The organism is Trichocoleus sp. FACHB-591 (genome assembly GCF_014695845.1).
Lineage (GTDB): Bacteria > Cyanobacteriota > Cyanobacteriia > FACHB-46 > FACHB-46 > Trichocoleus.
On the sequence record NZ_JACJPA010000121.1, the window covers coordinates 16,366 to 38,870 of the forward strand.

The following is a 22,505-nucleotide window of genomic DNA, read 5'->3' on the forward strand; positions in this document are numbered from 1 at the left end:
AAGGTAGTTGTCAGCGCTCTAGGACGGGTGCTTGACTTAAACCCTGAAAATTTTGGTTGCACACATACAAGCGTGGCGAGTGAGGATAGCGTGAAGATTTTGATTGTTGGCAATGGGGGGCGTGAGCATGCCTTAGCCTGGAAACTCTTGCAATCTGACCGTGTGAAGCAGATTGTTTGTGTTCCCGGAAATGGTGGTACTGCGACCTTAAATCGTTGTCAAAATCTGCCCTTGCAAGTAGAGGACTTTGCGGGGATGGCTCGCTTTGCGCTAGTTCATAATATTTCTCTGGTGGTAGTGGGTCCTGAACTGCCCTTATCTTTAGGAATTACAGATTATCTACGACAACAAAATATAAAGGTATTTGGGCCGACTCAGGCAGGAGCCCAAATTGAATCGAGTAAAGCTTGGGCCAAAGATTTGATGGCCGAGGCAGGCATTCCAACCGCGCAGGCGGCTGTATTTACGGAAGCAGAACCTGCCCAGGCCTATGTGGCGGCTCAAGGTGCCCCGATTGTGGTCAAGGCAGATGGTTTGGCAGCAGGGAAAGGAGTCACGGTAGCCATGACTGTCGAGGAGGCTCAAGCCGCGATCGCCGCAGCCTTTGATGGTCAGTTTGGCGCGGCGGGTCATCGCGTCGTGATTGAAGAATTTATGACAGGGCAAGAAGTCTCTGTGTTGGCCTTAACCGATGGCTTGACGATTCGGCCCCTGCTCCCGGCGCAAGACCATAAGCGCATTGGGGATGGTGACACTGGAGCGAATACCGGAGGCATGGGAGCCTACGCCCCAGCGCCAATTATGACTCCAGAATTGATGCGCCGAGTTCAGCAAGAAGTTTTGGAGCCTGCGATCGCCACTCTGCGGCAACGAGGCATTGACTACCGAGGTGTGCTCTATGCGGGGTTGATGATTACCCCTGAAGGCGAACCTAAGGTGGTGGAATTTAATTGCCGCTTTGGTGATCCAGAAACTCAAACGATTCTGCCACTGTTAGAAACTCCCCTAGAAGATCTGCTGATGGCTTGTGCTCAGCAACGCCTGCGAGAGATGCCTCCGATCGCTTGGAAGTCTGGTGCTTCGGCCTGTGTCGTGATGGCGGCGGGGGGTTATCCGGGTACCTATCAAAAAGGCCAAGTGATTACTGGAATGGATGACGCCGAAAGCATCGGAGCCGTGGTCTTCCATGCAGGTACCCAACTCAAGCACCAAAAAATCTTGAGTGATGGGGGTCGGGTCTTGGGGGTGACGGCGATTGGGGACACCTTTGATCAAGCGATCGCGAATGCCTACGAAGCGGTAGAGCGGATTCAATTTGAAGGAGCTTACTACCGTCGCGATATCGGGCATCGGGTCCGCACAGCTAGCTCTTCACTGAGCTAATAATTTCCCCAATTTCAGTCTGAGAAATCTGGCTGGGGGCAGAGCTACCTTGAGAAACAGATCTCCTCAAGGAACATGTATAAAATATAGGTACTTGAGCGCTTTTATTAGAACTGTAGCTGTGAAGACAGGAGGTTCTGGGAAGCCTTAAAGAGTGCTACTGTCCTCGTTGCGTAGATTAACCTTGCTAGCGCTTTGTAAAACGATTAGAGAAGTCTTGGCTCGCTGGTGGTCTGAGTTCACGCTCCAGACCAAACTGATGGCGGCGGCTACCTTGGTGGTGTCACTGATTATGAGTGGCCTCACCTTCTGGGCAGTAAATACCATTCAGCAAGATGCCCGGTTGAATGATACTCGCTTTGGTCGGGATTTAGGGCTATTACTGGCAGCCAACGTTGCGCCTCTAATTGCAGACGATAACCGGACAGAGCTGGCTCGCTTCACTCATCGCTTCTACAGCAGCACTTCTAGCATTCGCTACATGCTCTACGCCGACGAGGATGGCAATATCTTCTTTGGCATTCCCTTTTCTGAATCGGAAGTGCAAAATTCGCTGACCATTCGGCGACGCATTCAGTTACCCGATAACTATGCTGAACACTCGGAACTTCCAATGGTGCGTCAACACCTCACCCCTGACGGGGAAGTGACCGATGTCTTTGTGCCGCTGTTGCATGAAGGCAAATATCTGGGAGTTTTAGCGATCGGCATTAACCCTAACCCAACCGTAGTGGTTTCTTCCAATCTGACTCGCGACGTGACGATCGCGGTCTTTGTCTCGATTTGGGTCATGGTGATTTTGGGAGCGGTTTTTAATGCCCTCACCATTACAAAACCCATTAAAGAATTGCTAGTGGGTGTCAAAAATATTGCAGCTGGCAACTTTAGGCAGCGAATTGATTTGCCTCTAGGCGGGGAGCTGGGTGAATTAATTCTCAGCTTCAACGACATGGCAGAGCGCTTAGAGTGCTATGAAGAACAGAATATTGAGGAGCTGACAGCCGAAAAAGCGAAACTGGAAACCCTAGTTTCAACCATTGCCGATGGCGCGGTTCTGCTCGATTCCAGTATGCATGTCGTCCTAGTGAACCCTACAGCTCGGCGCATTTTTGGTTGGGACAGCAAAAATTTGATTGGGGCCAATGTGCTGCACCATTTACCAGCGTCGGTGCAAGTTGAGTTAAATCGGCCTTTGTATCAGTTGACGGCAGGCGATCGCGAAGGAGCAGAATTCCGCATTACCCTACTAGAGCCAACTAGCCGTACCGTTCGGATTTTGCTTACGACTGTCTTTGATCAATATCGTGAGACTGTCAAAGGGGTAGCGATCACGGTTCAAGACATTACCCGTGAAGTGGAGCTGAATGAAGCTAAGAGCCAGTTCATCAGCAACGTTTCTCACGAATTGAGAACCCCCCTATTCAACATCAAATCGTTTATTGAAACCTTGCATGAGTACGGGGAAGAACTCACCGAGGAAGAGCGGTGCGAGTTCTTAGAAACTGCTAATCGAGAAACCGATCGCCTGACTCGTTTGGTCAACGATGTGTTGGATTTATCGCGTCTAGAATCTTGTAAACGCTATCACTTCGAGGCTGTAGATGTCAGTCAACCCATTGAGCAGACCCTACGAACTTATCAGCTCAATGCCAGAGACAAAGGCATCGAACTCAGCCACGAAATTGAACCAGACCTGCCAGCAGTTGTGGGTAACTACGATTTACTGCTGCAAGTGTTTGCCAATCTAGTTGGTAATGCACTGAAGTTTACTGAATCTGGTGGCAAAGTCGCGATTCGGGCTTATGTGCTTCAGCCGCAGTTCCGGTTGAAATCAGTCGCCTTACAAAACCAACCTCGGACTGTTCGGATTGAAATATCTGATACGGGAATTGGCATTGATCAAGAAGATCAAGAGGCAATTTTCGACCGTTTCTTCCGGGTTGAAAACCGAGTTCACACTCTAGAAGGGACAGGTTTAGGGCTGTCGATTGTGCGAAATATTATTGAAAAACACTACAGCGCCGTACATTTGGTGAGTGAAGTCGGGGTGGGGACGACCTTCTGGTTTGACTTAGCTGTTTTTCAAGAAGCAGCCTCGTTACTTGAAAGCTTACCGGCGATGGACCACGCGACTGATGCAAATGTGGCATCTGTACCGGCGACTCTACCTTAAACTCCGTCCTGGGGCTACGATAAGCGTGCTGTCCGTAGAAACATGAATTCAATCTTGAATCACCTACAAAGCCAGGAGCAAGCTAACCACCACTAAACCAACGAGTGCTAACCAGCCAGCATTGCGCTTGATCCAAGTTTTGAGCTGGCTGAAACCAGAGGTTTGATTGGTATAGCCTTTACCTGCGCTCAGATTGGCATAGCTCTGGGCGCGATCTTGATAGAGTGTGCACTCTTTCGCATAGGGTCGTTGAGGAAAATTGCAAGTGTCATCGTCGTGATAAGTGCAAGTGCCACATAAATAAGTAGCTTCATCAGCTCGATATAACGGAATCCCAGGATGTCCGTGAGCTTTCAACGCCAGGTGGCATTGAGGACAGGTGATAGCTTGTGAACTAACAGTTTGATGACAGCGAGGGCATTCAGGCATTAGAGCAGAGAAGGTTCGGGTCTTCTTCGTATGCTAGCCTAAGCGCTACAGCGCCTTGAGGGAATTCGAAGGAGATCGTCTCTTATGACTGCGGAAATTTCCGCACCTGATACTCCCCCGCTTCAATGATGGGGTAGCTGCCAGCTAGTTGTTGGGCGAATTGCTGCTCTATGGCTGCTAAGCGATCGCTAGGCACAGATTTCCAAGCCTCTCTATTAGCCCAGCGGATCACCAAAATAACTTCGGTAGAGTTATCTGGATTAATCCAAACTTCCTTGCCTAAAAACCCAGGATACTCAGAGAGGAATGCAGTCCAAATTTCGGCATCTTTTTGGATGTACTGCTCTCGCATTTCAGGAGCAACCTTGATTTTGAGCCACTCGATCACCATAAACACGCCAGTCTAATGTTTCCTGTAGAGTAATTCAACCAATTTAAGTTGTCGTTGATGGCCACAAAGTAACGAGTGAGTCTAGCAAACCCAAGTACCATAACCCATGCCTACAGACGGCAAGTAGTTTTTTGTTGGCCAAAGCAGGTTAGGAACGCTTTAGATTTGACAGAATAAAGCTGTAGGCTGGGTTCAGTCAGGTTTGAAGAATAACACTAAAACTTCATTAATTACACTAAAGCCTACATTTACGACTGTTGCAATCGCACAACTCTGAGAAATCGCATGGACAACAATAATTTCATTAAGCAACTACTGATGATTGGAGTAGGTACAACCTCTCTAGTAGCAGAAAAACTAAGGGAGGTCAGCGATGAATGGGTGAGAACAGGACAACTCAATCCTGAACAAGCCAAGAGGTTTGCAGATGACTTGATGACTCATCTCAAGTCGGAGCAGGGCAATTTAGACGCTCAGATGCAGCGACAGCTTCGTAACGTTTTACAGGATCTGGGTGTGCCCAAGCAATCCGAAATGGATGAGCTACGGGGGCGGCTTGATCGCTTGGAGCGGCAAGTGCGGGATTTAGAAAATAAGTCGTGGCGCTAAAACGGGCGATCGCAGTATTCAACTCAGAGCTTAAACTGAAAAGCATACGCTAACCTGAAACAGCACTGGATGCTGGCTGTAAAGTTAGTTGTATTTTCGATGCTAGGAGGAATTGAATTTTGCGAGAGATTTTAATTAGCTTGGGACTGATGCTAGCTTGCTGTGTACTGCTAGTCGTCACGCAGATTAGTGGTCGCAGTTCCGCGATCGCTGGGGAGTTGCAAAACACTCAACCCCAACCAGCAGTATCACAAACAGTGAGCAGCAGCTTAATTGCGCAGAACCCCCTATCTAACAACGCAGAGAAGTCCGAAAATACTGAGGTGGTAATGGATAGTAATGATGTCGTCACAACTCCTTCAGGGTTGCAGTACACCGAAATAGAAGCAGGAACTGGAGCAACTCCTCAGACTGGACAAACTGTCGTAGTGCACTACACAGGCACTTTAGAAGACGGCACAAAATTTGATAGCTCTCGCGATCGCGGTCAACCCTTCCGCTTCAAAATTGGAGTTGGTCAAGTAATCAAGGGTTGGGATGAAGGCGTAGGCACCATGAAGGTCGGTGGCCGTCGCAAACTCGTGATTCCCGCTGAACTAGGTTATGGTGCTCGTGGTGCTGGCGGCGTGATTCCTCCTAATGCCACCTTGATTTTTGATGTTGAGCTGCTGAAAATCAGCTAATTCTTGGCAAGTTTTTTCATTTGAGCTGACCTCTTCCCAAATCTCCCTCAAGCTGAAAAGCGTGTCGAGCCTAGGGGAGGGGTCGGGGGTTAGGTTTTAGGTTTCGAGGAACTGTCGGCCTCCATCACTTCAGCTGTCCAAGCAATTTCTCTAGAGTAGATGCCATTGCATCGGTGCTGTAGTGTTCTACGCATTTTTGCCGCGCCTTCAAACCTAATTGGCAAGCTGACTCCCAGTCCTGAAAGATGGCTCGAAGTTGCTCAGCAATTTGTTCTGGAGAATTAGGCTCAACTAGGTATCCGACTCCAGCCAAAATAGTCGGAATATCACCAACCTTGGTAGACAAAATTGGCTTTGCCATTGCCATACCGTCGGTTAGCTTGAGTGGGAATTGCGCCTTTGCCGTTGGTGTATCCCGCTGTGGCACCACTACTACATGAGCTGCCGCAACAATTTCAGGCATTTGCTCAACTGGGTATCTCGGCAATTGAATAATCCATTGTCCCCAGCGCTCAACCAGTTGGCGATCGTAGTCGTCTGGTCTACGGCCACCCACCATCACGAGTCTTAGATCTGGCTCGTTCAACTTCTCTAAAGCCAGCAGAACATCCTCCAAACCTTTGTGAGGACGGGGTGTTCCAGGAAACATCAACACTCGGTAACCTGACAGACCGTAGCGCTCCCGGCTCGTCTCAGGGTCAAATTTTTCGGGATTAAATAAAGCCGTCTCTTTCCCATTGGGTAGGTAGGTGCCGCCAAACCGATTTTGGAGAAATTGAGTGTCTACAGTAATGGCATTCGCCCGACTGACCAGATTCTCGCTCCACTTCAAATACAAGGGGTGTTCTGGCTGTCTTAATGCCCCTTCCGGTTTCAACACATCCCTCGCTAACTGTTTCACCGTAGGACGGTAGGCCCATTTGTCACCGCCATACCAGCTTAGCTCCCAGTCATCAATATCTAAGACGACTGGACGCTTAGAAAATAATTGCTTCAATAAAGCCATACCAAAGCTGGTGGGCCTGGGCTTGACGGCGTAAATAATATCCCCATTCACCTGATCAAGCAGTTGCTTGGCTGGACTCAGTAGCCTTGGATAATTACAGCCAGGAAATGCATGAACTGGGAGGCCAATGGGTGGATTGGGGTAGATGGATGGACCAAAGAGAAACCCAACAACTTCTACGTCATAATCAAGTTTTTGTAGAACTTGGCTCAACAAATAAGCCCTTGTCACTCCACCCCCTGATAGGTCGGGTGTAATGACAGAAATTTTCTGGCGATTTTTAGCGGGTTGGGGGCTCAAGAGTGTAGAAGGATGGAATACAGTGATGCTACCAGAAGATTTAGTCGGCTAGTTTGAGGCGACCCGTTTGCAGATAATCAAAAATTAAGTTAATCTGCCGTCGGTCTTCAGAAGAAAGCTTAGAGTCGGAAAGAATTACAGAAGTTAATTGCAAATGCTCTCGGCGGCTCAGCTGTCCAGCTTGAATAATTTGCTCTGTAATTGTTTTTATGCTTAGGCTTGATTTACTTTGCGCTGTCCACACCATGAGTATGACTTGTCCTGATACGTCTAATAACGTTTGGCTGAGGCAGTCCTCATAAAGCTATTGTCATAGCTTTATCTCAGCGGTTTGGCAAAGCTGCAATGAGCACACAATGAAGACTTAGTGAATTTGTGTAAATCTCTCTCATCAAGGTGTGAGTTGATTGCCGCCCATCGCTAAGTAGTCAAATTCCTTGAGTCGCTTGAGGGAGACTTAAGCCTAAAGTGTCGTTCAATTCTGGGAAACCAATGAGAAAATGGACTGATGCAAGTTTATCGACTCCCAGCCCTCTCCGATAATTATATTTTTGTCCTGCATGCTCCTGCCCAGGGGATAGCAGCAGTGGTAGATCCAGCAGAGTCGCAGCCAGTTTTAAAGTGCTTGGCTCAGCTTGGTGCAGAATTAGTAGCGATTTTTAATACTCACCATCACGGGGATCATGTGGGTGGAAATGCAGAACTGCTACGCAAATTTCCCACCTTAACCGTGTATGGGGGGGAGGGCGATCGCGGACGCATTCCAGGACAACACAAGTTTCTGCAAGAAGGCGATCGCGTTCCATTTGGAGACCAAGAAGCAGAAGTGTTGTTTGTGCCAGGGCATACCCGCGCCCACATCGCCTATTACTTTCCACCTACCAACCCCGAGGACGCAGGAGAGCTATTTTGTGGGGATACACTTTTTGCAGGCGGTTGTGGTCGCTTGTTTGAGGGGACTCCGGCGCAAATGGTGCAATCTTTAAGCAAGTTGCGAGCTTTGCCAGACAACACCAGGGTTTGGTGCGCCCATGAATATACCCTAAAGAATTTACAGTTTGCCTTAAGCGTGGAGAGCGCTAACTTAGATTTGCAAACCCGCTTAGCTGAGGTCGAAGCAATGCGTCAGCGTTCAGAAGCGACTGTACCCTCAAATTTGGGTTTGGAAAAACGCACAAATCCTTTCCTGCGCTGGGATGTGCCCCGTATTCAACAAGCCGTCAAGATGGCTGAGCAAGTGGAAACTTTTGCGCGTTTACGGCAACTTAAGGAGCAGTTTTAGAGAATAGTGGCACCTGTACTAAAGGTGACTGGGCAAAACGAAATGTGAGGGGATGCTAGGAGTTGACAGAAATTAGATGGTCGCTAAACTTGCGATCGCTCCTCACATTTCGATACGATAAAGTGTTCTGACGACAGCGACAACACCTCCCAAGGTACGCACAGTTAATCACAGGAAAGATCATGGCGAAACGTGTTCAGTTAGTTTTAAATCGGGATGTTAGCAAGCTAGGGAGAACAGGTGATCTGGTAGAAGTCGCTCCCGGCTACGCCCGCAATTACTTGATTCCTCAAGGCTTTGCTGTTAAGACCAACCCTGGCATTCTTAAGCAAGTAGAGCGTCGTAAAGAGAAAGAGCGTGTGCTATTGCTGGAACAAAAGCAGCAAGCTGAAACGCAAAAAGCAGTTCTAGAGAAGGCAACTCGCCTCACCATTCAGAAGCAGGTGGGTGAAGGCGATGCCATCTTCGGTACGGTTACAGCTCGTGAAGTCGTAGAAGCAATTCAGGCAGCGACAGGTGAAGATGTCGATCGCCGCGAAATTTCTCTACCCGACATTAATAAAGTTGGAACTTACAGAGCAGAAATCAAACTGCATCCTGATGTGAGCGCTGTAGTAGAGATTGAAGTCGTTGCTAGCTAATTCTGGTTAGTTAATTCTTGCCGCTTGGCGTCGGTAGAATTCTGATATACATAACAGGCTAGTGTGTGAGGCCCCATAGAGGCTGCAACTGACCAGTTTTGTTCTTCAGTGTAGGACGGGTGAGTCAGCTACTCATCCGTCTCATTTGATCCAAACCTTTTTACAGTTGTCCCTGTTATGGTTCACGACTTAAGTTTCCAACCGCTGAGCGATCGCCTGCCCCCGCAAAACATTGATGCGGAAGAAGCCATCTTAGGTGGTATCTTGCTCGACCCAGAAGCTATCAATCGAGTGATTGATATTCTGCGGCCTGAGGCGTTCTACATTAGTGCGCATCAAGAAATCTATCGAACAGCGGTCACGCTCCATAGCCAAGGTAAGCCGACTGACCTCATGAGCCTCACAAGTTGGCTGCAAGATCACAGCCTGCTAGAAAAAGTGGGTGGGCAAAGCCGACTCGCTCAACTAGTAGATCGCACGATCAGCGCCGTCAACATTGACCAGTATGCCTCGCTGGTCATGGATAAGTATTTGCGCCGTAAGCTGATTCAGGTTGGCACTGAGATCGCCCAGCTTGGTTATGAAACCAACAGTGAACTAGTGAAGATCCTCGATCAATCTGAGCAAAAAGTTTTCAGCATTACTCAAGACCGTCCGCAAGAAGGTCTAGTCCCCACTTCGGATATTCTCACAGACACCTTTTCCGACATTGAAAGCCGCTCTTTAGGCATGGTGATGCCAGGGATCGCCTGCGGCTTCTATGATCTGGATGCCATGACCCAAGGTTTCCAGCGATCGGATTTGGTGATTGTGGCGGGTCGTCCGTCAATGGGAAAAACCAGCTTTGTTTTGAACATTGCTCGGAACATCTCGGCATTTCACAAGTTACCCGTAGCAGTTTTTAGCTTGGAGATGTCTAAGGAGCAGTTGGTTTACCGCTTACTTTCTAGCGAGTCTCGCATTGAGAGTGGTCGCCTACGCTCTGGACGGATCAGCCAGACCGAATGGGAACCTCTGGGACACGCTATCAGCACGTTGTCACAGCTAAATGTTTATATCGACGATACGCCGGACATCAGTGTGACCGAGATGCGCTCCAAGGCCCGTCGCTTGCAAGCAGAGAACGGAAAACCTTTGGGACTCATCTTGATCGATTACTTACAGTTAATGGAGGGCAGCGGCTCAGACAACCGAGTTCAAGAGTTGTCGAAAGTAACTCGTGGCCTGAAAGGTTTAGCACGGGAACTCGGTGTTCCAGTGATTGCGCTGTCGCAGTTAAGTCGGGGCGTAGAGTCTCGGACTAACAAGCGACCCATGATGTCCGACCTGAGGGAGTCGGGGTCGATTGAGCAGGACGCGGATTTGATTATGATGATTTACCGGGATGAGTACTATAACCCAGATACGCCCGATCGCGGAATTGCTGAGGTGATTATTACCAAGCATCGTAATGGTCCGGTGGGAACTGTAAAGCTGTTGTTTGAGCCGCAGTTTACCTGTTTTCGTAACTTGGCTTCACCAAACCGCCCGTAAGGACAACTATTCTAGTTAAGTTAGCTATTAACTTTGCCGTCAGGCATTTTAGCTCCCTTGAGGTTGGCATTCATTAAATTGGTGCTACTGAGCTCGGCTCGGACCAAGTTGGCATCAGTCAGATTGGCGTAACTCAAATCGGCTCTCGCTAAATAGGCATCAATCAAGTTAGCGTCAGTCAAGTTAGCATGGCGAAGGTTGGTACGGCTTAAGTCGGCTCGACTCAACTTCGCAGCAGTGAGATTAGCTTGCTCTAATTTAGCCTTGCTCAACTTGGTATCAGGCAAGATGGCGTTGTGTAAATTCGCGCCTGTTAGATCAACGTCGCATAATGTAGCTCGCTCCAGTTTGGCGTTGACCAAGTTTGCTCCGACTAGAATGGCACCGCTGAGTTGAGCTTCTGTGAGAAAAGCGCCACTAAGAATAGCACCTGTGAGATCTGCTTCACTCAGATCAACGTCTCTTAACATAGCCTCGCTCAAGTTTGCGCCGCGCAGGTTCACTCTTGCTAGGTCAGCACCTGTTAAATTAACACCTCTCAGATCGGTTTTAGCTAAGTTTGCGCCTCTCAGATTAGCAACATATTGACGGTTCTCTTGGCGAAAATTAGCTCCTCGTAAACAGGCACCTGTGAGATTCGCACCGCTTAAGTTGGCATTGCGTAGATCCGCGTCGATTAGATTGGCATCGAGTAAATTAGCCAAAGTAATGTCAGCACTGCGTAGATCCGCAGCTTGCAAGCTAGCACCATGCAGATCAGTATCATGAAGGTTGGCGCGGTGTAGATCTGCTTGATTGAGGTTAGTCCCACTCAGCTTTGTACCTATTAAGTTGGCTTGACTTAAATTAGCTCGACTGAGGTAGGCAAAAATGAACGATGCACCCTGTAAATCACTTTTAGAGAGGTTGATTCCAATTAAATCAGCTCCGTTTAAGTTAATGCCGCTCAGACTCAAGGTGTCAAAGTCAATCTCACCAGCAGCATATCGCCCAATTAATTCATCTGCATTCATAGAAGTTACTTGTAATTATTTATGCTAAAGCCTCATCTTAATCAGCAATTTTATTTCAGCTTTGAGCTGATATTTTGGGAGTTAATATAGACGATAGTTCGCAGGTTTGGTCTAAGTCATCCAGCGATCGCGCTTCATCCTTAAAAACGGGTTTCGCAGTAGAACCAAACTGGCAAGTCTGCTCGGTCTCCACCTCGATATCGATACCAGCATGGCCAGAAGTTAAGAGGGTTTCTTCAAAATTGAACTTAATCCTGGTTTGCTCAGGGGAGAAATGCTCTGAGTAAATTGGTGATGATATAGACGCAGCTAAACTAAGTTTCGGCTGGCGTTGTATGAGTGGATAAAAGGGTTTAACGCACTGAATGATGACTCCCGCTGCCTGATTGTACTCATAGGGATCTTCTAAACAGCTGGCAATGATTTCTAGCCGAGATTCAAGGGTGGACAGGGTTTCACACTGTTCAAATAGTTGTTGTAGTAAATAATCAAATTCACAAGCTTTGAGAGCTGACCAATCAGAAGCGCTAAAAGAGAACTTATGCTGAAGTACTGAAAAGAGCAAAATTTTGGCTCGAAGAGGATTGGTATATTTCATGATTTCGAGCCGTAGTTCAAAAGGAGCATACGCACTTTGCGCTAGCTCTGTCTCTATTCCTGACGATCGCGCTACCTGAGAAGCTGAATGTTGATCTATCGGTTGGGTGAAACTAGCTTCAGCTTGGTTACTTGAGGGCAGAGCTACTGGGAATGAATTAATGGATTGGCAGTAGAGAGCTTCAAGAGACTGAGTGATTGTATCGGCAATTAAAAAGTATTCTGCTTTCCGGTTTAAGGTATTAACAACATTGCTTAAAAGTAGTTTTAGATCAGTGATAGTTGTAGCGATCGCATATAGCTCGGCAATTAAAATTTCTAGGGGTATTGCTTGTAGCTTGCTTGGATCATTCTCCCAATAATTCCTACAGACGCAAAGAATTAGCTTTTTGATCCGAATCTTCTCCGGTTGAGCTTCTAGATGGGAGGAAACTTGTGTGTAACAAGTTAACTCTGTGGAATAAGCTTTTTGAGTTGGTTGAGGCTCAACCACTAAATTTGTCTGCTCAGTGTGAATAACTATTTGTGTATCGCCGTTGTCACTCATTAACTGAGTTGAAGCTGACTTCTCAGGATATAAAGTACTGAAACAATTAATAATACTACTCGCAACCAGAGAATATTCGGTTTGGCGATTAAGGGTTCTTACAATACTGTTAAGTACTAGCTCTAGATTCTCTAGAGTTGGTGCTAGCTCCAAAGACTCTTCGATTAACTCTTGCCAGTGGTATTGCTGGAGCTGATCTAAGTTATTCTCCCAGATATTTTTGCAAATATAAGTGAGGATTTTTTTGATTCTAATTGAGTTTTTGTCTTGAGCAAGCCTTTCAGCGACTCTAAGTGCCTCTTGCTGCTTTGAGGTAATATTTGACTCTAATGAAATCTCAGAATAAAGACTTTTGATTTTTTGAAAAATAAGATTGGCAATTAAACTGTACTCTGCTGGTTTGCTCAAACCTTGAGCGACCCTGTTTAGATGAGAATTGAGAACGCTGGAAGTCGGATGAAGGCTAACTAATTCTTGAATGAGATTTTTTAGAGAATGAGAGTTGATAATATCTAAATTGTTTTCCCAAACATTTTTGCAAATATAAAAAATTAGCTTTTTAATCCGAATTGAGTTTGGATGCTGTTCTAGGTCATGGGCGATCGAATGTAGCAGCTCTGTATTTGCCATGATTTCTGTTTGGAAAAATGCACCTAAGCGAGCCGAGACAGCTCAAGGGAAAACTTTAACGGAATTCTTTACCTTAAGCATGCCCAGTTACTTAGATGAACTTGGTACGTCACCAATAGGAGTTTATCTGGAATTAACTCCAGCTTTAGCAGTTGCAGTTTGACTACACCATCTCTTTAAAGTTTCCAGGGTTGTGCAAACCGCAACTACTGAATTTGTGGCTTCCTGTCCTGAGTTTAGACTGTTAGTGAATTCTTCAAGTTTCGCTGAAGGTCAATGCTTGACCCCGGACTTCTGTGTTCAGCTTCCCGTGGTCATAAACCACTTGGCCTCCCACAATAGTCGTTACAGGCCAGCCTGTTAACTCCCAACCTTCAAAGGGACTCCAGCGACACTTGGTTTGAAGGGTTTCACGCCGTACTGGAGCGTAGTTTTCGAGGTCAACAAGTACGAGGTCAGCATCGTACCCTGGAGCGATCGCGCCTTTTTCGGAATGCCATAAGCCTTGGCAACGGCTGTGGACATCCAATGAGCCACTTGAGCCACGGTGCAACGTCCCGCTTTAGCTTGAGTCAACATCAGAGGCAGCGAGGTTTCAACTCCTGGCATGCCTGAAGGTGTGTTGGGGTAGGTTTGAGCTTTTTCTTCTAAGGTGTGCGGGGCGTGGTCAGTAGTAAATCTGTGAGGTTGTCACCCGTTGCCCCGATAAAAAAGCCGTAATTCACCAAACACTTTTCCGCCGCTCGGCGCAGTTTATCGTCTAGCGCGGCTTGGTTGGTGGTTAGTGGGCGGGTGTTGGGCATTTCCAAGAAAGAAGTAACGCCTCCCTGGGCACAGGCACAACTGGCGGTAAATAAATCTTCCTTGTGCTCCAAACCTGGTTCGAGGAAGTGAACCTGCGGGTCAATCACTCCTGGCAACAAAGTGAGTCCTTGAGCGTCTATTATTTCCTGGCTGACTGAGCTATTGGTCGTATCGGAGAGGTCGGGTGCAACCTGAACAATAGTCCCTCCCTCGATTTGTACATCTCCTACCATGAGTTCACCACTGGGTAGGAGCTACTTGGGCCTGACGAATGAGTAGATGAGAGGCAGAATGCATGGCGCTAACCGTTTGTGAGATAAGCAACTGGCTAAGATAACGTAAATTGATGCGTGTCTAAATATCGATTTTTATGTCAGAGTTTTACAAGCTCCCCATCGTTACATGGCAGTATCAAACCCATTTGTTGGATTGAATTGATAGGCTGGTAGTCTGAGTAACGCTTATAACTCTGAATTGATACCGCTCTTTTCCTTGGTAAGTAAACACCTATGACTCGTGTGCAGAATCAAGCGTCTGACGAAAATACCCAACCACAAGTTGAAAATCCTTGGTTAGAGGGACTCAAAACCATTGGGCTGAGTGTCATTTTAGCTTTGGGAATTCGCACTTTCGTCGCTGAAGCGCGCTATATCCCATCCGGGTCAATGCTACCAACGCTACAAATCAACGATCGCTTGATTGTAGATAAATTAAGCTACCACTTCCATAGCTTAGAGCGAGGCGATATTGTCGTGTTCTCTCCAACTCAAACCTTAAAAGACCAAGGCTTTAAGGATGCATTCATCAAACGGGTGATTGGTCTACCGGGTGAGAAGGTAGAAGTTAAGGGAGGGCGAGTCTATATCAATGACCAACCGTTGCGAGAAGAGTACATTGACGAGAAACCCAGCTATCAGTGGGGACCAGTGCAGGTAGCGTCTGACTCTTATTTAGTGCTGGGCGATAACCGCAATAACAGCTATGACAGCCACTACTGGGGGTTTGTCCCTCGCGATCGCATCATTGGTCGAGCTGTAGTGCGTTTCTGGCCTCCTAACCGAGTTGGAGAGTTAGGCCAAGAGCCAGCTTACGAACTTAAGTCTGTTCAGTAATTCTTTAAAGACTAGGACACCAGGTTTTCACAATCTGACCAAGCAGCTCTTGACCCAACCAAGGTGTGTTAATAGATAAAGACTTAAGAGACTGCCCGTTCACCACCCAAGGCTGGCTGGGGTCAAACAAAGCCAGTTCAGCAGGTTGGCCAGGTGCGACTGTGGCGACAGGCTGTTGCAGACATTTGGCTGGATTGCTGCTGAGTACGCGCCAAAGCTCTAACGCTGTCCATTCACCACTAGCGACAAAGCGCTGCCATAACAGAGGAAGTGCTAACTCTAATCCGATCGCCCCTGGAGGAGCCTCGGCAAAAGCCACTGTTTTTTCTTCGTAGGCGTAAGGAGTGTGATCGATCGCGATCGCATCTAACACGCCTTGCTTCACCCCATCGATTAGAGCGGCCTGATCCGTTGGGTTGCCTAGCGGAGGTTCGAGCCGTAAGTTGGGGTCGTAGCTTTGAATCGCCTGACTATTGAGCAACAAATGCATCCAGGTGGTGCTAGCCGTAATGAGCAGACCCCGTTCCTTAGCTGCTTGAATTAGTTCGATGCTACGGGCCGTCGAGACTCGCATGATATGCACAGGCGTACCGATCGCTGCAACGAGTTCGAGGAGAGCCGCGATCGCAGTGGTTTCAGCGATCGCAGGACTTCCAGGCAAGCCAAAGCGAATTGATTCCGGTCCCTCTCGCATCACCCCATTCCCTGTTAGCTTGGGATCGCAAGGCCATAGGGCCACAGGTTTTTGCAATGGCTGGAGATATTCCAAAAGTCGCCGCAGGAGTCCATAACTGGATAAAGCTCGACCATCAGCAAAACCCACGACACCCGCAGCTGCTAGTTCAGCTAGCTCGGTCATTTGTTGTCCTTGCACCCCCAGGGTTAAAGCGCCCCATGCCTGCACTTGGACTGGAAGCTGAAATTGCCGTTTGTCTTGCAACCAGGCGAGTCCAGCAGGATTATCTAAGGCGGGAGTCGTGTCAGGCAGGATATTTAGGCGCGTGAAGCCACCCGCGATCGCGGCCTGCTGTAAAGAACGTAGGGTTTCCCTGTCCTCAAACCCGGGTTCGCCAGAGTGGCTATACAAATCGACTAACCCTGGCCCTAAGATCATGCCTCGGCTATCTCGGACCTGAGTATTGGCGGGCCACTCAGAGATAGAGTCTGCGATCGCCTCAATCTTGCCATCGACAATCAAGACATCGGCCACGCGATCGGTCATCGCCGCAGGATCTAAGACCCGGACTTGTTGGAGCAGTTCATTAGTCATGATGCCTTCGTACTTACAAAGCTCCTGCTGCCGTTTTGTCTAAAACTCCACCTGCTAGGTGAGACGTAATATTCATCGCTTGCAAGACAGGTTGCCCTGCTGGGCCTTTGGGGTAGTCAATCACGCTCACCGCACCATTTCCTTGCTTGAAGTTCCAGAAGTTTTCTGGCCCTAAACCCGTCACATGACACAAAATGGCTTTGTTGATGGCATCATGAGCCACCACCAATACGGTCTGGGGGGTGGGGGATGCAGCCGCTGTTTCGACAATGGCGTTCCAAGCTGCGATCGCCCGATACCAAACCTGTTGCAGGTTCTCACCCTCAGGCATCTGTACGGCTTCTGGAGTAGCTTGCCAGCGTTGCAACTCACCCGGAAACTCTGCCTCAATCTCTGACTCTAGCTTGCCTTCCCACAAACCATGACTGATTTCTTGCAAGGTATCGTCGAGCTTTAATTCAATAGCGGGGTGGTGTTGCAGAATAATTTCTGCTGTTTCTTTGGGCCGCTGCATTGAGCTACTCACTGCCGCATCAATGCTAATGGAGCGCAAAAACTCTGCTGCTTGTCGAGCTTGCTCGCGCCCATTGTCGTTGAGTGGGACATCAATTTGACCTTGGAAGCGCTTCTGCCGATTCCATTCTGTCTCTCCGTGTCGCACTAGCAAGAGGCGGGGTCCCTTTTGTCCAGAGCGACGCTTTGGCAACGGTTCGCCAAAGTGAGCTGTCAAGTTCAAAGACTCTACCTGCACAGGCGCGTCTAAGCCACCTGCAAAATTCAAGACTGTAATGCCGCAGTTAGATTGCTGCAAAGATTGGTAGCGATCGCAATCTAGACCAATGGCAGTGCTGATCAAAGCTCGATTAATACCGCTGTGAGCGACGACCAGAATGGTTTGGTCCCCATGCCGAGGTAAAACTTCTTGCCAAAACTGTCGAGCTTGTTCGTAAAGCGCTGGGACTGGAAAGAAATCAACTGTGCCGTTCGGTCCAGGGATTTCCATCCGTAGTTTATGCGGTTGGTCTCGCCACAACTGGATATCCTCGGGGAATTTGGCTTCGACCTCATCAAACAATATGCCTTCCCAGAGCACCAGATTAATTTCCTTGAGGTTGTCGGTTAGCTGGATTTCGGGAGGATAATGAGTAGCCGTCGGAAAGCAGGAAAGCGCTAGCTGAGCTGTTTCTTTCGCTCGTTTCAGCGGACTGCTATACACTGCATCGAAGGTGAGGCCACTCAAAGCTGCCCCAACTTTTTGAGCCGCAGCACGACCTGCTTCAGTTAAGGTTGATTGGTCACAGTGACCCTGAACACGGCGCTCAACGTTATAGCTACTCTCACCGTGGCGCACAAGAATGACACGAGTACTCAGGGCTTTATCCTCCAATCAAATCAGGGCAGGGGTGTCAGAAATAGAGCGAACGATCGCCAATAATGCAGAGTCTTTATAAAGACCCATACAAAAGAGACCAGAAGAATTTTACCCCGTCGAGGAGACGCGCTGGATCACGAAAGATACGGTCTATGCTGCTGTTTGTACTAGCCGCGATCGCCTATCTCTCCTGAGAAGCTGATGGCTCTAACTGCTGATAGGCCACCGAGCAGGACTAGCAATGAGATAATGCCTTTGAGGCTGATTAACATTGCACTCACATTGATCGAGCTGAACGGGTTCATCACTCCAAATTTGGGGTGAAATCACTGTACTTGCTGCTGGGGAAGGGAATGAAACTGAAGCAATTGATTTTAGGGGTCCTGACGATTATTGCGATCGCTTTTATTGGCTTATCTTTAGTCCAAAGCTGGAGCCAGCCTCAAGTTCAGAGCCGTCTAGAACTCTATCAAACCAATCTGTTGCTGCACGCTTCCGAGTGGCAAGGCGATGCCAATAGCGATGTGGATCTCAAACGCGCACGGGATAAATTGATTGGGGATGAACCCGTCAAAGCCGCTTTGAAACAGTACCAAGAAGCTCGGCAATCGGTGGCAGGCACTTTAGATAAGTTGGTAACGCGATCGCAGCCTACATTAGAAGACCGCCCATTAGCCCGCACCTTGAAGCCAGAAACGCAGCCTAAAGTTGCTCCAGCCACAGAAACACCCGCTCCCAAAACCCAGGCCCAACAAAGCCAAGAACCCATCACTCAGATGACTCGCCTCATTCATGAGCTGGACTTGCGGTTAGGGGTTTTGCAAGCTCAGCAGGGACAGACTGATGCAGCTCTAGCAACTTGGAACCAGTTGATTGACACGACTCAACCTAGTAGCCAATTCAGCAGTCTAGGTAAGACAGCAACGGCTTTAGTAGGTTTGTGGAGTACTCCTTCCAGCCTTCTACCCGATGCTGAACTGCAAATCAAACAAGAATTAGATGGCTGGTTTCGCTACCAAGCCCTGACGCGATTGTACAAACTGCAACAACGCCAAACGAGTCTCAGCGAATTGCAAACTACCGAACAAGACCTGGCTCAGCAAGCTGCTTTGAAGTTGTTACTCATTGCTGGGATTCCAGTGTTTGGCTTTTTGATTGGCATTGGCATTTTGGTCTATTTAGTTGTGCAATGGCTCGTGAAAGGTAAGCAAGCCTTGTTAGTGCAAAATGGAACCTTGAGTTGGCCGACTTCTTGGGGTGGCGAAACTATTTGGCAAGTTTTAGTCCTCTTTTTCGTAGGGCAATTTTTTGTCGGTCAAATTGCCTTGCCCTTGGGGTTGCAACTTTTAGGCATCAACCCTGCTAGCTTTGACAGTCGGACGCAAGCCATTTATATTCTGGCTGTGTATGCCTTGCTGGTAACTGTCGGACTTCTGGTTCTCTACAGCTCTTTGAAGCCATTCTTACCCTTGCCTGATGAAGACTACGAAGACTGGTTTCGCATCAATGGCGGAGGCAACTGGTTTTGGTGGGGGTTGGGCGGTTATTTCATGGCTCTACCTCTAGTAATTTTGGTGTCGTTGATCAACCAACAGTTTTGGCAAGGACAGGGAGGTAGCAATCCCATTTTGCCGATTGTGTTAGAGGGCCGAGATAATGTGGCCTTGGTAATCTTTTTCCTGACCGCCTCGGTCGCGGCTCCTTTGTTTGAAGAAGTGATGTTCCGGGGCTTCCTGCTGCCATCCTTGACCCGCTACGTGCCTGTCTGGGGAGCGATTACTATCAGTGCTTTTCTATTTGCCTTGGCTCACCTAAGCCTGTCAGAAATATTACCGCTAATGGTTTTGGGGATGGTGTTGGGGTTTGTCTACACGCGATCGCGCAATCTCCTTGCTCCCATGCTGATGCACAGCCTTTGGAATAGCGGCACTTTGCTGAGTCTCTTTATTCTGGGCAGTGGCTCAACTTAGGCTGAAGCATGCGGCTGAGCAATTAAAATTCCCAATTTGGGCTTGAGAGCAAAAAACTTAGCGGCTTTACGGCAATTTTTGGAGTCTTCGCCTACCCTCAAAGAAGAGATGCCCATTTAGGTATCCCGTGATGGCGGTAGATCGAAAAGCTTATGCAACTGACTCCAGACCAAATTGTTGCAACTCCAAACTCCTCAGAAATTGTAACTTTAGAAGTTGAGGGGATGAAGTGTGCAGGCTGCGTCCGAACGGTAGAACAGCAACTTAGCCAACACCCTGGAGTGATTTCTGCCTCAGTCAACTTAGTAACTGAAGTCGCAACAGTTGAGTGTGCAGCAGGCATTGCTGATCCTGCTATTTTGGCTCAAGCAGTGACCGAGGCAGGCTTCCCGACACAACCGAGATTTGTAGCCGCAGAGAATGATGCTACTCCCGGGGTTGGTTCTACCTCGACAAGCTTTAGAGAACGACATCAACTCGAAATTCAACAACAAACCCGCCGAACTGCGATCGCAGGTTTACTCCTACTGCTGTCTGGGTTAGGCCACGTTGGACAGTGGGGCTGGTTAACCCTTCCCATCCTCAGCAATATTTGGTTCCATTGGGGACTGGCAACAATAGCACTGGTAGGGCCAGGGCGGTTCATTTTGGTCGAAGGCTGGCGAGGGCTACGACGCAACGCCCCCAACATGAATACGCTCGTTGGTTTGGGCACCTTCACTGCTTACACCGCTAGTTGTATTGCTCTGTTCTTTCCCAGCTTGGGCTGGGAGTGTTTCTTTGATGAACCCGTGATGTTAGTGGGGTTTATCTTGTTAGGCCGTACGCTGGAACAGCGAGCTAGAGGCCGAGCCGTTGCCGCTTTTGAGGCTTTGATCGCGCTTCAACCGCGCGTTGCTCGCCTGATCCCCCAACCCACCATTGATCCGGGCAATCAAACTGCGATCGCCTCACAGACCTGTGTAGAGATTCCGGCGGAGCGAGTGCGCGTAGGGGAGTGGCTGCAAGTGCTACCGGGAGAAAAGATGCCTGTAGACGGCAAATTGGTGGCTGGGCAAACCACAGTCGATGAATCGATGCTGACCGGAGAAGCTTTACCCGTGCTCAAACAGCCTGGGGAGCTGGTCGCAGCAGGCACCCTGAATCAATCAGGGGCGATCGCCATCCAAGCCACGCGCACAGGCAAGGACACGACGCTGGCGCAAATCATTGCTCTGGTAGAAACGGCTCAAACTCGCAAAGCCCCGATCCAGCATTTAGCTGACACTGTGGCTGGGTATTTTACCTATACAGTCATGGCGATCGCGGCTGTCACCTTTGTCTTTTGGTACGGGATTGGCACTCACGTTTGGCCTGAAGTGCTAAGCCACCACATCGCGATCGCGTCCCTCACGACTCATGCTCATCTGATGCAGCAGAGCCACTTAGCAGACTTGCCGGCTCAAACCTCACCGTTACTATTAAGCCTCAAATTAGCGATCGCCGTGTTGGTCGTTGCCTGTCCTTGTGCTTTAGGTTTGGCAACTCCAACCGCGATCTTGGTAGGTTCTAGCTTGGGCGCTGAGCAAGGGCTGTTGATTCGTGGCGGAGATGTTTTGGAGCAAGTCCATCACCTCGACACCATCGTGTTTGATAAAACTGGGACTCTGACTGCGGGTCAGCCGACTGTTACTGATTGCTTACCTCTAGTTACTGCTAACGCCAATCTTGAACCGCTCTCTCCTCAAGATTTATTACAGTTCGCTGCCACTGTGGAAAGTGGAGCCCGTCATCCCTTAGCTGCCGCAATCTTGCAACAAGCCCAAACTCAGAAGTTAGATCTTTTACCCGCTAAAGATTTCTACACGGAGCCAGGACGGGGAGTTTCGGCTTTAGTCAGCGATCGCTTAGTGGTGTTGGGTAATGCCGATTGGCTGAGACACCAAGGGATTGTGGTGAGTGACGTTGCTCAGGCTCAAGCAGAAGTATTAGCGCAAGCTGGCAAAACTGTGGTCTATGTTGCGATCGCAGGCACACTAGTTGGCTTAATTGCTGCTGTTGATCCTCTGCGGCCTGATGCCCATGCCACTGTCAAACAGCTACAACAAATGGGCTTGCGGGTTCACCTCTTAAGTGGCGATCGCCCCGAGGTTGCGGCTCTGATTGCTAAATCTGTGGGCATTGCTGCGGAAAACGTACAGTCTGGAATTCAGCCTGCGGAAAAAGCTGCCGCGATCGCTCAATTACAAAAACTCGGCCATCAAGTTGCAATGGTAGGCGATGGCATCAACGATGCTCCGGCACTGGCCCAAGCTGATATCGGTATTTCTTTGTATTCCGGTACAGATGTGGCTGTCGAGACCGCCGAAATTGTGCTGATGCGCGATCGCCTGATGGACGTTGTAAAATCAATTCGACTGAGTCGCGCCACCTTTAAAAAAATTCGTCAGAACTTGTTCTGGGCTTTTGCCTACAACATCCTAGGGATTCCCCTCGCTGCGGGTACTTTCCTAGTGGTAACAGGATTTGTTCTGAGCCCAGCGGCGGCGGGAGCAATGATGGCTTTTAGTTCTGTCAGTGTGGTGACAAATTCACTTCTACTTCGTTACACCCAGTCTCCCCTTAAGAATGAAACGGGTGGCAAAGCTTAATTGAATTCTGATATTACAAGCGATTGTTAAAAACCTGAAATGTTTGTTTAAGAGCCATCAACCTCTATCTATTGATTCAAATGGGTAAACTAATTAAGACATGGCTACTATGAGTAATTTTTAGGCACAA

The 22,505-nt window shown here is 48.6% G+C and carries 20 protein-coding genes; 10 read left to right on the top strand and 10 right to left on the bottom strand.

All coding sequences use genetic code 11. The annotated features are described in order from the left end of the window. Positions 1-90 precede the first annotated feature (90 nt). Entirely contained in the window at positions 91-1,383 is a 1,293-nt protein-coding gene (gene purD / locus H6F90_RS27860; protein WP_190555247.1) for a phosphoribosylamine--glycine ligase, read from the top strand. Positions 1,384-1,600: 217 nt separating this feature from the next. Further along, the gene (nblS, locus tag H6F90_RS27865) at positions 1,601-3,556 is read left to right on the top strand and encodes a two-component system sensor histidine kinase NblS (protein ID WP_370588113.1); all 1,956 of its coding nucleotides are present in this window, start codon (positions 1,601-1,603) and stop codon (positions 3,554-3,556) included. Positions 3,557-3,619: 63 nt separating this feature from the next. On the opposite strand, the gene H6F90_RS27870 is transcribed toward nblS, so the two are convergent. Further along, a complete protein-coding gene (locus H6F90_RS27870; protein ID WP_190555248.1) occupies positions 3,620-3,985 on the bottom strand; it encodes a zinc ribbon domain-containing protein in 366 nt (121 codons plus the stop codon). Between the two features lie 82 nt (positions 3,986-4,067). Then, positions 4,068-4,376: a TIGR03792 family protein gene (locus H6F90_RS27875; RefSeq protein ID WP_190555249.1), complete on the bottom strand. Its 309-nt coding sequence runs from the start codon at positions 4,374-4,376 to the stop codon at positions 4,068-4,070. A 285-nt stretch (positions 4,377-4,661) separates the two neighbouring features. On the opposite strand from H6F90_RS27875, the gene H6F90_RS27880 reads away from it, so the two are divergent. After that, a complete protein-coding gene (locus tag H6F90_RS27880; RefSeq protein ID WP_190437905.1) occupies positions 4,662-4,985 on the top strand; it encodes a phasin family protein in 324 nt (107 codons plus the stop codon). A 119-nt stretch (positions 4,986-5,104) separates the two neighbouring features. After that, entirely contained in the window at positions 5,105-5,668 is a 564-nt protein-coding gene (locus H6F90_RS27885; protein WP_190437907.1) for an FKBP-type peptidyl-prolyl cis-trans isomerase, read from the top strand. A gap of 124 nt (positions 5,669-5,792) precedes the next feature. On the opposite strand, the gene H6F90_RS27890 is transcribed toward H6F90_RS27885, so the two are convergent. Both H6F90_RS27890 and H6F90_RS27895 read right to left on the bottom strand, forming a co-directional pair. After that, complete coding sequence (locus H6F90_RS27890) at positions 5,793-6,974, bottom strand: glycosyltransferase family 4 protein (RefSeq protein WP_199296233.1); 1,182 nt, start codon at positions 6,972-6,974, stop codon at positions 5,793-5,795. A gap of 40 nt (positions 6,975-7,014) precedes the next feature. Then, positions 7,015-7,221 carry a hypothetical protein gene (locus H6F90_RS27895; RefSeq protein ID WP_190555250.1) on the bottom strand — a complete coding sequence of 69 codons (207 nt, stop codon included), beginning with the start codon at positions 7,219-7,221 and terminating at the stop codon, positions 7,015-7,017. A 261-nt stretch (positions 7,222-7,482) separates the two neighbouring features. Here H6F90_RS27895 and gloB point away from each other — a divergent pair, with 261 nt between their 5' ends. The 3 genes from gloB (at position 7,483) to dnaB (ending at position 10,430) form a co-directional block, all read left to right on the top strand. Continuing rightward, entirely contained in the window at positions 7,483-8,256 is a 774-nt protein-coding gene (gloB, locus tag H6F90_RS27900) for a hydroxyacylglutathione hydrolase (RefSeq protein ID WP_190555251.1), read from the top strand. A 182-nt stretch (positions 8,257-8,438) separates the two neighbouring features. Next, a complete protein-coding gene (gene rplI, locus H6F90_RS27905; protein ID WP_190437916.1) occupies positions 8,439-8,897 on the top strand; it encodes a 50S ribosomal protein L9 in 459 nt (152 codons plus the stop codon). A gap of 177 nt (positions 8,898-9,074) precedes the next feature. Then, positions 9,075-10,430 (top strand): replicative DNA helicase, encoded by a 1,356-nt coding sequence (dnaB, locus tag H6F90_RS27910; RefSeq protein ID WP_190555252.1) that lies wholly within the window; start codon positions 9,075-9,077, stop codon positions 10,428-10,430. A gap of 20 nt (positions 10,431-10,450) precedes the next feature. On the opposite strand, the gene H6F90_RS27915 is transcribed toward dnaB, so the two are convergent. The 4 genes from H6F90_RS27915 to H6F90_RS30950 form a co-directional block, all read right to left on the bottom strand. Further along, entirely contained in the window at positions 10,451-11,443 is a 993-nt protein-coding gene (locus H6F90_RS27915; RefSeq protein ID WP_190555253.1) for a pentapeptide repeat-containing protein, read from the bottom strand. A gap of 55 nt (positions 11,444-11,498) precedes the next feature. Then, positions 11,499-13,217: a hypothetical protein gene (locus tag H6F90_RS27920; protein WP_190555254.1), complete on the bottom strand. Its 1,719-nt coding sequence runs from the start codon at positions 13,215-13,217 to the stop codon at positions 11,499-11,501. 256 nt (positions 13,218-13,473) lie between these two features. Next, the gene (locus H6F90_RS30945; RefSeq protein WP_242024664.1) at positions 13,474-13,746 is read right to left on the bottom strand and encodes an amidohydrolase family protein; all 273 of its coding nucleotides are present in this window, start codon (positions 13,744-13,746) and stop codon (positions 13,474-13,476) included. A 118-nt stretch (positions 13,747-13,864) separates the two neighbouring features. After that, complete coding sequence (locus tag H6F90_RS30950) at positions 13,865-14,254, bottom strand: amidohydrolase family protein (RefSeq protein ID WP_242024665.1); 390 nt, start codon at positions 14,252-14,254, stop codon at positions 13,865-13,867. A 276-nt stretch (positions 14,255-14,530) separates the two neighbouring features. Between H6F90_RS30950 and lepB the strand changes: the two genes are divergently transcribed. Beyond that, positions 14,531-15,133, top strand: a complete 603-nt coding sequence (gene lepB, locus H6F90_RS27935; protein ID WP_190555256.1) for a signal peptidase I — start codon at positions 14,531-14,533, stop codon at positions 15,131-15,133. Positions 15,134-15,137: 4 nt separating this feature from the next. Here lepB and H6F90_RS27940 read toward each other — a convergent pair whose 3' ends face one another. Continuing rightward, entirely contained in the window at positions 15,138-16,403 is a 1,266-nt protein-coding gene (locus H6F90_RS27940; RefSeq protein WP_190555257.1) for a dihydroorotase, read from the bottom strand. A 13-nt stretch (positions 16,404-16,416) separates the two neighbouring features. Beyond that, positions 16,417-17,790 (bottom strand): histidine phosphatase family protein, encoded by a 1,374-nt coding sequence (locus H6F90_RS27945; protein ID WP_370588114.1) that lies wholly within the window; start codon positions 17,788-17,790, stop codon positions 16,417-16,419. A 338-nt stretch (positions 17,791-18,128) separates the two neighbouring features. Between H6F90_RS27945 and H6F90_RS27950 the strand changes: the two genes are divergently transcribed. Together H6F90_RS27950 and H6F90_RS27955 are read left to right on the top strand one after the other, a co-directional pair. Then, positions 18,129-19,745, top strand: coding sequence for a CPBP family intramembrane glutamic endopeptidase (locus H6F90_RS27950; protein ID WP_190555258.1), 1,617 nt, complete (start codon positions 18,129-18,131; stop codon positions 19,743-19,745). Between the two features lie 152 nt (positions 19,746-19,897). Then, complete coding sequence (locus tag H6F90_RS27955; RefSeq protein WP_190555259.1) at positions 19,898-22,375, top strand: cation-translocating P-type ATPase; 2,478 nt, start codon at positions 19,898-19,900, stop codon at positions 22,373-22,375. The last annotated feature ends 130 nt before the right edge of the window (positions 22,376-22,505 follow it).